The following is a 10,850-nucleotide window of genomic DNA, read 5'->3' as shown; positions in this document are numbered from 1 at the left end:
AACGACCAGAGAAAGCACCAGGCTCTCGACTACAAGACCCCGAGGCAAATTTTTGAAGCGGGCCGCGCCTGTGGATATGTGCATAACGCAAGCGCGTTACACACATCCCCACAGCCTCAACAGCAAGAAAGGGATTCAATCGATCAAGGAAAGATGGTAGCCTGAAACACCGACATTCTGGCAAAATCGCCAGCGACAATTAACCGGCAAGACTCTCTATCTTAAGTCAGCCCACTTTCTGTCCAACTGACGGGGTCCACCTAAGTCCTCCGCTTCTTTTGCTCTTTCCGCTATGACGCCGCCTGTACGCTCGCCGCGCACCAAATGCCCTATCCCTCACAGAGCGAAATCGAACACCTTGGACTGACCGTTACCAATTAAGTCCTCGACGCCTTCCTGAACACGGCCCTGGAAGACCGTCTGCCGACCATCATGGAAGGCCTGATTGGTGGATTGCACAACGCGATCCTGCGTATCCAGCGCGAAGCTGACCGGTCTCACGATGACAGCCTGGACCTCGACGGGCCGACATATTGAAGTGACACCCGCGTTCCAGCCCGAGGCCGGGATTAGCACCGGCGCCGCGATTTTGTCGCTGGTCAGCCTTAAGTCCCGCCTGAAATCGCATCGATCGATGTTCGGCGCCGGCGGCGAATTGAAAATCCGGCTGCCAAGTGCATGATCTCGCTTCACATTTGCTGACCTGGAGTTAGTTTGGCGACCGGCAGAGTCTCTCACCTCTGCCTGTTCGACCTTCTCTCACAGGTATCATCAATGAACAGACGTAAATCGCCCGATCTCGCGGATTGGGCGCCCATGCTGAGTGCGTTTCCACCCTTCATAACCCCGCCGGCAGCCCTCATCAGCTACCTTTTCCTTCATCACTTCGGCGCTCTTGCGGCTGCGGACGCGACGACCGCATCTATTCTTCGTGCGCTGGCATTGGTGTTTCAATATATGATCCCCCTCGTCCTGACCATGTCAGGGCTCATATGGCTGACGCGCTGGTTCGAGAAGCGTAGGGTCCGGGTTTTGGCGGACACGGCCGGTTTGAGCGTAGTGCTGGCTTCGATCTCCTGGCAGGGTTTCGAGCGGATTGTCGCTCACGCCTTCACCAAACACGGCTTCGATGGCCAATTGAGGTCCGATGGTGCCGATGGCGGAATCGACGTCGTCCTGCATCGCGGGGCGCAGAAGTTCCTGGTCCAGGCAAAGCATTGGCGTGCGCCGGCTGTGAACGTCGATACGGTCCGGGCGCTTTACCGGCGGATGTCCTCTGAAAGTATCAAAGTTTCTGAGCGACGTCGGTATCCTCGTGGTCGAAAGCGGGGCGATATACCTCGAAATCTTGGCGCGTCATGCCGAGTTTTTGTCCAAGGCCGCGCCAGCTTTGTCGGATTGTCACCGCCATGGCTTTCAAAATCTCAGTCGCATCTGAGCTCGTCACATCGAAAAAGGGTGCGTGCTCCAGGAGTATTGCGACGCTGGCAGTCGTACCTGAGATCTCCGATATCGCTGTCTTCAGTTCCCGGTGGCGGTCAGGAGACGGATTGACGTCAAAAAGGGGCGATAGACGCCACTGACCATTGCCGGCATAAAGAAAGCCATGGTTCTTCAGGTGATCGTCCGTGTTCGATACCAGGACTGTAAAGGCAATGCGCTTAAACAGTTCCAGCAAATCACGTCCGGGGGCGTCGGAATGGGCGCGGATCGCTTCCGCCAACTCGGTATAGGTTCCGCGATTGGCTTCGTCCCTGTCGAGCATGGTCTGCGCCGAAATGTAGGGGATGCGTCCATTTGCGCTGCGGTCGAACCTTTGGATCAGTGCGACAGCCAGGCCGTCACTCTGATCGAGCCGGACGGCGGGCGCCCGAAGACCGCATAGCTGTGCCAGCTGTAGCGTCAGGACTTCGACAAGCTCAACGCTTTGGGTGTCGAGACGCGAGGTGAACTTGGCGATGAAGAGCTGATCGCCATCGAGCACCGAGCATTTGGGACGCGCGCCGCCAAGGGCACTGCCCACCTGACGAAGGCGCTGGAGTGCTTTCGCCGTCATCGGTTCTTGCTGTTCAAGGCTGGCTATGGTCCGACCGAGCTCGTTCAGTTGCAACAGCGGTGGGATGTCATGGAGGCCGCCTGGCAGGCTCGCCAGGAAATCGCCCCCGTCGGGACTGCGCAGACGCAAGGCACCCATGCGTGAAAAGTCGTCGACGGCGGTTAGAAAATCGCACTCGTTGAGCGGGCGGGTGTCGGTTCTGGCTTCACGGGCGTCGCGTCTAATGATGTTGCGACCCCAACTATCGGGTGTCGTATCCGCAAGGGGAGGGGGTAGTGGCGAACCACGGTCACCTTCCGGGCGATAGAAGAATGGGGTCTCGCGCAGCGGCATGGAGGGTGCCAGGGCAAAGCTTCGCGGATTTTCAAGCCAAGCATTCGCATATTGGAATCGGCTGAATTGGCGATTGCCTTGGGCTTCAAACATAAGTTGCCCGACTTCGAGACCCTGGTCGCCCATGCAGACCGAATGTGTTGTTTGGACCATCAGAACGCCTCCCCGTTGTCATCAGGTGATGCAGTGGCCGATGAAATTGGCGACTTTGCCGCTTTTTTGCTGGCCGACCTTACCCGTTGGGGCAAGTTCTGGGTGTCGAGCATCTGGCCCACCTCATCCTTCGCCCCATCGAGTAGGCTCCCGAGGCGGGAGGGTTCACCGAGCACGACCAGCACCATGGCAAGCACGCCCAGCGAAATGCCATGATCGCCGGACTCAAGCCTGCGAACCGTGGAAACATTGATCCCGGCGCCTTCGGCAAGCCGAGCCTGAGTGATGCTGCGACGCTTTCGAGCCGCGGCAATATCAGCGCCCAGCTTCTTGAGTTCGTTTTGAGCCCGGATCGACGGGAGATTTGCCTTTTTCATAATGCCGCTTATATACACGATTAAACTTAATAAAGCTATATTTATGCACTATTATGTTCATAAATGCCGACCGAGGAAGGCCTCGGCTGAGGAAACACCTCATGATGCGCCAACATTGAGGTCAGAATATCAGGTGAGTGCCATCGAAATTTAAGGATGCGGGATCTTACGACGACGGCGATCCGTTTACGCAGTGTCTCTTGAAAGGCCCATCTGCATTGAATCTGGGTGCAAGGCGCGGCGAAACGCGATACGACTGCATACGCCGCTTCCGTCAGCAACACAGTGTTCCCGTCTTGAGCGCCCTCAAACAATGCTCGACGAAATCCACCCTAAAGTCTTGCCCGACAGCAAGCTTGGCGACGCCGTCTCCTATACCCTGAACCAGTGGGAATATCTGACGCGCTAGACCGAGGACGGCAGGATGCCGATCGACAACAAACTTCTCGAACGAGACATCAGGGTCTTTGCAACCGGCCGAAAAAGTTGGCTATTTAGCGCTTACAGAAGACCGACCTGAGACTTTAGACTTGGCTGCCGCTGGACGGTCGATTCCGAGGTGATCCACGGGCGCTCGGCTGAGGGCACGATCAGTCGGGATTTCCGACAGCGAAAGGACCTCTATGACCGAGGCATAGTAATCAAGACGCTCTGCCTCCAGCTTTTTTGGCCCGATTGACGCGAGAGGGATCATCGACACCGGGCGCCGGTACCCGGATATTGAAGGTCTTGGTTAGGCATGCTTCGTATAAGGATCGATTGCATCCGCATAGGTTGACGGCCGGAGTCACAGCAGACCCCAAACGTCTAAGGTCCGCTGTCAGGCGGAGCGGCATAAATTCTTTTACGGAAGTCGGTGTTTCAGGCATCTTATATAATGGGAGGCCTGAATGGAGTCGGCGCCGCGGCATATTGTAGAGTGGGTAGGATCACAGATCCTTCCCCATGAGCGTGACGTTCGCGCCTGGCTTCGTCGTGCCCGAATGAGCCATGAAGATGTCGAGGACATCCTTCAGGAAGCCTACTGCAAGATGGCCGAATTGGCGACGATTGACCATATCACCTCGCCAAGAGGCTATTTTTTTACGGTGGCCAAGAATATTGCGTTCATGCGCTTGCGTCGCGCCCGGATCGTGCGGATCGAAAGCGTTGATGAAATTGACCGCCTGGATATCGCTAGCGATGCGCCTTCGCCGGAGCAGATAACGGCGGCCCGATCGGAGCTATCGAGGTTGAAGAGGTTGATAGACGCACTGCCTGAGCGATGCCGCAGGATATTTGAGATGCGGAGAATTCAAGGTGTTGCTCAGAAGGAAATCGCCCGTGTCATGGGGGTGACAGAAACGATCGTCGAAAATGAAACCGCAAAGGCCTTAAGGCTGATTATGCGATCAATGGCTGCGGAAGATGGCGGTTCCCATCCGCAAAAGGAGTTCAAGCGTGGCGTCGATGCCCATCGAAACTAGTGAGCAGATCGAGCAGGCCGCCAGCGTCTGGGCTGTAAAGGAACGTCCGCTTAGCCAAGCGGATGAGACGGCTTTGCGTGACTGGCTTGCGGGCGACCCGCGGCGGCGCGGCGCACTTTTGCGCGCGGAAGCCGGCTGGTCCGCATTGTCACGCGCCAAAGCCCTTGGGACATGCTCTGGTGACCGGGGCGCTGCCCCCCTGACCAAAACCTCACCTCTGTCCAGGCGCCATTTTATGATGGCTGGTGCGGGCGCCGGCGGGCTTGCGGCGGCCGGATTAGCGGGCGTGCTTATCGTTCGGCACCAAGCGGAAACCGGAACCCGTATGGGGGAAATTCGTCGTCTGCCTATGAGCGATGGCTCGATTGCCGCGATCAATACCGAGAGCAGCATCAAGGTCGACATGACCGATACCCAACGTCGTATCGAACTGGTTAAGGGCGAGGTCTGGTTCAAGGTCGCCAAGAACAAGCAAAGGCCGTTTGTTGTCACAGCGGGTGTTGCGCGCGTTCAGGCCGTAGGGACGGCCTTTTCAGTGAAGCGCAGGGACGGCGGCGCCGAGATTCTGGTGACAGAAGGCACAGTTAAAGCCTGGATGGACGGCGCCGACCAAACGGCTGTTTTGCTTCATGCGGGGGATCGCACCTTCATCGGAGACAAGGCCAGCCCTAAGATCGACCATGCGCCCGAGGCGATCGACAGCGAGCTGGCATGGCGCGAAGGACAGATTGCCCTCAACGGCAAGACCCTGGCAGAGGCGGCTGCGGAATATAATCGCTACAATCAGATCAAAATCGTTATCGAAGATTCGAGCCTTGCGGATGAGCGCCTGCTTGGCCGCTTCAGCACGGATGATCCCGACGCTTTTTCCGGGGCGGTGGCGCAGGCTTTCAACGCGGATATCAAGCGGACTGACAAGGCGATTTTCATAAGCCTAAAAAAAAGTGATATAGACAATACGGAACGCCCGACGTCAGGCATCGTAAACTAAGGGGGCGAAAAGTCCTCTACACATAAGGCGCCACAAGGTGCCATACACAGGAGGAATTCGATGATGAACGCACAGTTGCGCGTGTTCAGTGGGTCGTTGCTGCTTGCCGGCACCACTCTGCTTATGGTCTCAGCCGTACCCGCCTTCGCGCAGGTCAAGACCTTTGACGTGGCCGCTCAACCGGCCCAGCAAGGCATCCCGCAGTTTGCCCAGCAGGCCGATATTCAATTGCTTGTGCCGGAACGTCTGGCCAGGGGGCACAAGACAAGTGCGGTCCGTGGCACCATGCCCGTGCGTGACGGGCTGACGCGCCTTTTAAGCGGCACAAATTTGACACCGGTTACCCAAGCCAATGGCGTGATCGTGCTCGCCGAAGCGGCGCCCGCGCGGGCCTCAAAAGCCGCCTATATTGTCAGCGACTCAGCACCTGCGATGGTGGCCGCCGCGGATCCGATTGCAGCGCCAGCACAGAACGCCGATGAAGCGCCACAGCCTGCCGATGACGTCGTTGTCGTTGTGACGGGTATCCGCGGCTCTCTCAGCAAGGCGCGTGACATCAAGCGCAAGGCCGCCAACTCCGTTGAAAGCATCGTGGCCGAGGATATCGGCAAGATGCCCGATCTCAATCTGGCGGAATCTATCCAGCGTGTGCCCGGTGTGGCCATGTCGCGTGAAGGCGGTGAAGGCCGCAACATCACACTGCGCGGATTTGGCCCCGACTTTACCCGCACAACCTTGAACGGGATGGAAGTGCCGGCCTCAAGCGATGGGCTGGATAGCGGCGGCGTGACCATCAATGCGGGCCGCGCTTTCGACTTCCATCTGTTCGCCTCGGAACTTTTCAACCGCATCGACATACAGAAGACACAGCGCGCTTCCACCGAAGAAGGCGGTATCGCCGGTACGGTCGATCTCTACTCCGCCAGGCCCTTTGACTTCCGCAACAACTTCACGATCTCGGCGTCGGTCCAGGACAACTACAATACGCTCACCACCAAGCATGATCCGCGTGTGGCGTTTCTCGTTAGCAAGAAGTCGTCCGACGGCAAGTTCGGCGCGCTGTTTTCGGCAGCCATCTCTAATCGGACCGTCCATCAGGAAGGTTACGCCAGTGTCCGCTGGACGTCGCCTTTCGCAAATGGGGATTCCTGGGCGGACAGCAATCCAACCGTGACCGGTACGCCCTCCAATGCGTGCGGCGCTGCTGATCCGCTTGACTGTCTGTGGGCGCCTCGCCTGCCCCGCGCGGACTTTTTTGGCAATGATCAAAAGCGCGTGGGCTTTACCGGCTCGTTGCAATACCGTCCGAATGATCAGGTGCTTATCACCCTGGACGCGTTGCATTCCGACCTGACGAATGATCGCTACAGCTATAACTCGATGGAGTGGTTGTTAACACACGGCACGGCGGGCAATTATACCGGACAGACCCCCCTCTCCTTCACCATTGCGCCAGACGGCAAACAACTGATCGCCGCCAGTTTCGACGATGTCACGTCATGGTATGAAAGCCGACATCAGGAATCGAAATCGGCCTTCAATCAGGTCGTCCTGTCCGGAAAGTTCAAGCTTACGGACCAACTGACCATTGACGCCATGGCGGGGACCGCCAGTGATGACGCGGATCGCACGGAGCTTCGCTTCTATTACCGCTCCATCCCCCACTTCTATGCTTACGACTATACCAGCAATCCCTATGTGCCGGCCATCAGCTACGGGAGTTACGACCCGAATAATGCGAGCAATTACGTCAACGCGCTGACAGCCTCCAATCGGATCAACAACGTCAAGAAAGAGAATTTCACCTCCAAATTTGACGTTACATACAATGCCGATAGCTTCTCGCTGAAAGGCGGTCTCAACTATAACAACCGCAAGGTCATCTACGCAGAAGGCTATGGCGCCAGTCCGAGCTTCAATCCATCGACCTATACCAAGCCCTTCCCCATTTCCAATTTTGGCAGCGGGCTGGATGGCACCCTGAACAAATTCCGGGTCGCTGATTTCGATGCGATAGCCGCAGCCGGCGTCATTACCCCAGGCTATAGCGATAATGCAGCGGCCGGCTGGACCGTTGGTGAGGAGACGCTGGGCGGCTATGTTGAACTGAACGCCGAATATTATCTGGGCGAGATGCGGCTGCGGACCAACACCGGCTTACGCTACGCGAAGACCAATGTGTCGTCAGAGGCCCTAGTCAGTGGCACGCCCGTCAAAACCGAGGTGTCATACGACAACTATCTGCCATCGATAAACCTGGCCCTCGATGTTCGCGATGATCTCGTCGTCCGGGGATCATACGGCCGCAGCATGACCCGGCCGGGGCTGAGTTCGCTCAACATTGCCGGCCCCGTCTTCGGCTACACGACCCGCACCGTCGGCAACGTCGGCAATCCGGCGCTGAAGCCCTATGAGTCCAATGATACCGATCTGAGCGTCGAGTGGTATTTCGGCAAGGAAGGTCTCCTGGCCTTTACCGTCTTTAACAAGGACATTGTTCGCTCGCTCAAGACGGACGTCGTGACGAAGATGGTCGATCCGTCCTTCTGGCCGGCGATGTATGCCGATCCGCAATATGATCCGTCCTACAACGCTGATCCGGCCGTCGTACCCTATACCTTTACCATTCCGGTCAACAACGATGATGGCAACAGCGTCAAGGGTTTCGAACTGACCTATAACCAGCCCTTTACGTTCCTGCCGGGAGTCTGGTCGAAATTCGGCATCGCCTCAAACTACACCCACGTGTCCGCCAAGGATTCGACCGGCCTGTCGCCGAACTCCTACAACGCGACCCTCTATTACGACGCGGAAAAGTATGGCGCGCGCATTTCGGTCAACAAGCGGGATGATTACCTGTTGAGCGAGCCGGGCGGAAACGGTCACCTTCAGGAACGCAAGTTCGGCCCGACACATGTCGATTTTGCCTCCTTCTATAATGTGAACCAAAACCTCACGATCACCTTTGAAGGTATCAACATCACCGACGAGGTCGAGCGTATCTATGGCACGGGCGATACCGGCGTCATGGATCTGACCCGGGAATACAATCACACCGGCGCTCAGTGGATTCTGGGACTTCGCTATAAGTACTAAGGACGTATCACGGACTGTCGCATCCTTGCGGCAGTCCGTTTTCCCGATCCGTTGAAAGTTATCGTATGAAGACGCTTCTTATGGCCCTTACGTCTCTTACTCTTGCCGTCTCATCTCCGGCAAATGCAGGCGATCTGCGGCCGGTCGACGACAGCTACTCCATCGCCCAGCGTTACGCCGGTTATAAGGATACATATCCGGAGCTCAGATGGCCGGCATCGACCTTCGAGAACGGTCAGCAGATACGCTTTGATCAGAGCTATAAGTCGGCCAACGGCCGGGACTTACATATCGACATTTTCTCACCTGTGCCGGGGCATAATCATCGGCAAGGGATTGTGCTTGTTCATGGCGGCGCGTGGCGTTCAGGCAGCAAAGCGCATTTTTACGCCCTCGCCAACCTGCTGGCGCAGCGCGGCTATACGGTTTTTCTACCGGAATATCGCCTGGCGCCAGAAGCTGGCTACCCTGCCGGCCTGATCGACGTCAATGACGCAATTATCTGGGTCAAGCAACATGCGGAGGCGTTTGGTATTGATACGGAGACCTTGGCGCTGGGTGGCGCATCGTCGGGCGGCCAGATGGCAGCCCTGCTGGCCTTCGCGGCCGATACCCCCCTCTTCAAATCGCAACCTTCTGATAATACGGGCATCAAGGCTCTGATCGACCTGGATGGGGTGCTCGATTTCACCACGCCCCAGGCGCTCAAATTTGAAAACGCCGCGGGGAGGCAATCACCTGCTGCCAAATGGCTGGGGGGCGCCATGGAGGACGTGCCGGCCACCTGGCGCGAGGCGAGCCCTGCCTATCATGTCTCACCTAACGCCCCGCAGACACTGATCATCAGCAGCGGTATCGCAAGGTTTACGGCCGGCCACGAAGAGGTCGAGAAAAAGCTTGATGCCTATGGTGTACGCCATGAGTTCTACGCCTTAGCCAACGCACCTCACGACATTTGGCTTTTCGAACCCTATCTGAGCCAGGTTGTTGAAAAAATTGACTTCTTTTTACAACATAAATGACGGGATCCGTAGATGACCAGTCGTAATGGACGCCTGCCCCCTCTTCGAAGCGCCGCTGTGGCCTTGTTGATGGCGACGGCATTTCCAGCCTGCGCAACGCCGACCGACATTAAATCGGATGTCGTGCGCTATGTTGTATCCAGCCATTGTGCGGCCCAGCCCAGGTGCTTCACCGGCATCCAGCTGGCGCTCAATGCTTCGGTCAGCGACACGGCCGGACACTGGATTGACATCCTCATTGAACCTGGGAGCTATTACGAGAAGGTCACGATCCTTCGCGACAAGGTGCGTCTGCGCGGACAGGGTATGGGGTCGACCCGTCTCCATTACGATGCGGTGGCTCAGACCGCCGGCCATCATCATCGCAAGAATTGGGGCACCCCCGGCTCCGCCACCCTGACCATTGACGCCAAGGATGTGTCGGTTGACGGTATAACGATCGAGAACAGTTTCGATTATCTGTCAAACGACGCGCGCTCCGACACGGATCCGGGCAAGATATCCAATTCTCAGGCGGTCGCGCTCCTCTTGGATGTTCATAGCGATAGGGTGGTAATCGGCCACGCCGCCATCAAGGGATATCAGGACACCCTGTTTGCCAACGGCAATCGCGTGCTCATCCATGACAGCTTTATTTCCGGCAATGTCGACTTCATTTTCGGCAATGGTCAGGTGCTGATCGAGAACAGTACGGTCGAAAGCCGAAAGCGCGCCCCCACCGTCACCGATGACGTCCAGTCGTTTATCGCAGCCCCCTCCACACAGATCACGCAGGCGATAGGGATCGTCGTCTATCGCTCGAAGCTTACGCGTGAAGACGGCGTTCCGGATGGTTCGATAGCCCTCGGCCGCCCATGGCATCCGACAACAGCCTTTCCCGACGGACGCTATGCCGACCCGAACGCCATCGGACAGGCTTCCTTTATCGACTGCTATATGGACGCTCACATCCACCCGGCGCACTGGGCGAGCATGAACGGCACCGCACGGGATGGCTCAAAGACCGCCGTCTTCGCGCCTCAGGACTCGCGCTTTTCCGAAACGGGATCCTACGGGCCCGGCGCGAGGCACGTGGACATCGGGATCAAATGGAAAGCGGACATGGATATCCGGAAAATTCACCAAACCTTTTTTGTCCAGTGGGGTGATCCTCGCCGCAAGTAAGTATCGCCTCTGCCTAAAGCACTCTGCCCCCGCAGACGTTGCTTGTACTCGGTCGCCTCGATCTGCGTATTGAGGCGGCCGTTTTTTTTCTTTCCAAGAGGCGAAGCAAAGTTGAGCAAACTTTCGCATCAAAAAGCGTTTAAATAGTAACGCATTGTCCAGCGATTCCTCCCAGCGCATTCTTGCAGCACA

General features: G+C 57.2%; 9 protein-coding genes and 2 pseudogenes. 8 read left to right on the top strand and 3 right to left on the bottom strand.

Annotated elements, in window-relative coordinates; genetic code table 11:
- Positions 1-336 precede the first annotated feature (336 nt).
- Positions 337-501, bottom strand: a complete 165-nt coding sequence (locus tag B060_RS27245; protein ID WP_155847645.1) for a hypothetical protein — start codon at positions 499-501, stop codon at positions 337-339.
- Position 502: 1 nt separating this feature from the next.
- Between B060_RS27245 and B060_RS27240 the strand changes: the two genes are divergently transcribed.
- Positions 503-682 (top strand): hypothetical protein, encoded by a 180-nt coding sequence (locus B060_RS27240; RefSeq protein ID WP_155847644.1) that lies wholly within the window; start codon positions 503-505, stop codon positions 680-682.
- Between the two features lie 92 nt (positions 683-774).
- Positions 775-1,221 (top strand): annotated as a pseudogene (locus tag B060_RS28445) (restriction endonuclease); the annotation flags it as partial.
- A 64-nt stretch (positions 1,222-1,285) separates the two neighbouring features.
- Here the strand turns inward: B060_RS28445 and B060_RS0114855 are convergent.
- Positions 1,286-2,542, bottom strand: a complete 1,257-nt coding sequence (locus B060_RS0114855) for a type II toxin-antitoxin system HipA family toxin (protein WP_023447297.1) — start codon at positions 2,540-2,542, stop codon at positions 1,286-1,288.
- Entirely contained in the window at positions 2,542-2,919 is a 378-nt protein-coding gene (locus tag B060_RS0114850; RefSeq protein WP_018082588.1) for a helix-turn-helix domain-containing protein, read from the bottom strand. Before B060_RS0114850 ends, B060_RS0114855 begins: the two co-directional genes overlap by 1 nt.
- Before the next feature lie 239 nt (positions 2,920-3,158).
- On the opposite strand from B060_RS0114850, the pseudogene B060_RS26595 reads away from it, so the two are divergent.
- From B060_RS26595 to B060_RS0114820, 6 genes and pseudogenes are all read left to right on the top strand, one after another.
- Positions 3,159-3,418, top strand: a pseudogene (locus B060_RS26595) (IS66 family transposase); the annotation flags it as partial.
- Between the two features lie 391 nt (positions 3,419-3,809).
- Positions 3,810-4,385 carry an RNA polymerase sigma factor gene (locus B060_RS0114840; protein WP_018082586.1) on the top strand — a complete coding sequence of 192 codons (576 nt, stop codon included), beginning with the start codon at positions 3,810-3,812 and terminating at the stop codon, positions 4,383-4,385.
- On the top strand, positions 4,369-5,376 hold the full coding sequence (locus tag B060_RS0114835; protein ID WP_018082585.1) for a FecR family protein: 1,008 nt from the start codon (positions 4,369-4,371) through the stop codon (positions 5,374-5,376). The genes B060_RS0114840 and B060_RS0114835 overlap by 17 nt, the downstream gene beginning before the upstream one ends.
- Before the next feature lie 60 nt (positions 5,377-5,436).
- Entirely contained in the window at positions 5,437-8,472 is a 3,036-nt protein-coding gene (locus B060_RS0114830) for a TonB-dependent receptor (RefSeq protein ID WP_018082584.1), read from the top strand.
- 65 nt (positions 8,473-8,537) lie between these two features.
- On the top strand, positions 8,538-9,494 hold the full coding sequence (locus B060_RS0114825; RefSeq protein WP_018082583.1) for an alpha/beta hydrolase: 957 nt from the start codon (positions 8,538-8,540) through the stop codon (positions 9,492-9,494).
- 12 nt (positions 9,495-9,506) lie between these two features.
- Positions 9,507-10,658, top strand: coding sequence for a pectinesterase family protein (locus tag B060_RS0114820; RefSeq protein ID WP_236621575.1), 1,152 nt, complete (start codon positions 9,507-9,509; stop codon positions 10,656-10,658).
- Positions 10,659-10,850: the final 192 nt, after the last annotated feature.

This window comes from Asticcacaulis benevestitus DSM 16100 = ATCC BAA-896 (assembly GCF_000376105.1).
In the GTDB taxonomy this organism is placed as follows: Bacteria; Pseudomonadota; Alphaproteobacteria; order Caulobacterales; family Caulobacteraceae; genus Asticcacaulis; species Asticcacaulis benevestitus.
The sequence above is the reverse complement of the archived record's forward strand: the minus strand, read 5'-3'. Positions and strand labels throughout refer to the sequence as shown.

Bases quoted from the DNA above. Each gene is read 5' to 3' on its own strand.
- B060_RS27240 (WP_155847644.1), top strand. From the start codon at position 503: ATGACAGCCTGGACCTCGACGGGCCGACATATTGAAGTGACACCCGCG.
- B060_RS0114855 (WP_023447297.1), bottom strand. From the start codon at position 2,542: ATGGTCCAAACAACACATTCGGTCTGCATGGGCGACCAGGGTCTCGAA.
- B060_RS0114850 (WP_018082588.1), bottom strand. From the start codon at position 2,919: ATGAAAAAGGCAAATCTCCCGTCGATCCGGGCTCAAAACGAACTCAAG.
- B060_RS0114840 (WP_018082586.1), top strand. From the start codon at position 3,810: ATGGAGTCGGCGCCGCGGCATATTGTAGAGTGGGTAGGATCACAGATC.
- B060_RS0114835 (WP_018082585.1), top strand. From the start codon at position 4,369: ATGCCCATCGAAACTAGTGAGCAGATCGAGCAGGCCGCCAGCGTCTGG.
- B060_RS0114830 (WP_018082584.1), top strand. From the start codon at position 5,437: ATGATGAACGCACAGTTGCGCGTGTTCAGTGGGTCGTTGCTGCTTGCC.
- B060_RS0114825 (WP_018082583.1), top strand. From the start codon at position 8,538: ATGAAGACGCTTCTTATGGCCCTTACGTCTCTTACTCTTGCCGTCTCA.
- B060_RS0114820 (WP_236621575.1), top strand. From the start codon at position 9,507: ATGACCAGTCGTAATGGACGCCTGCCCCCTCTTCGAAGCGCCGCTGTG.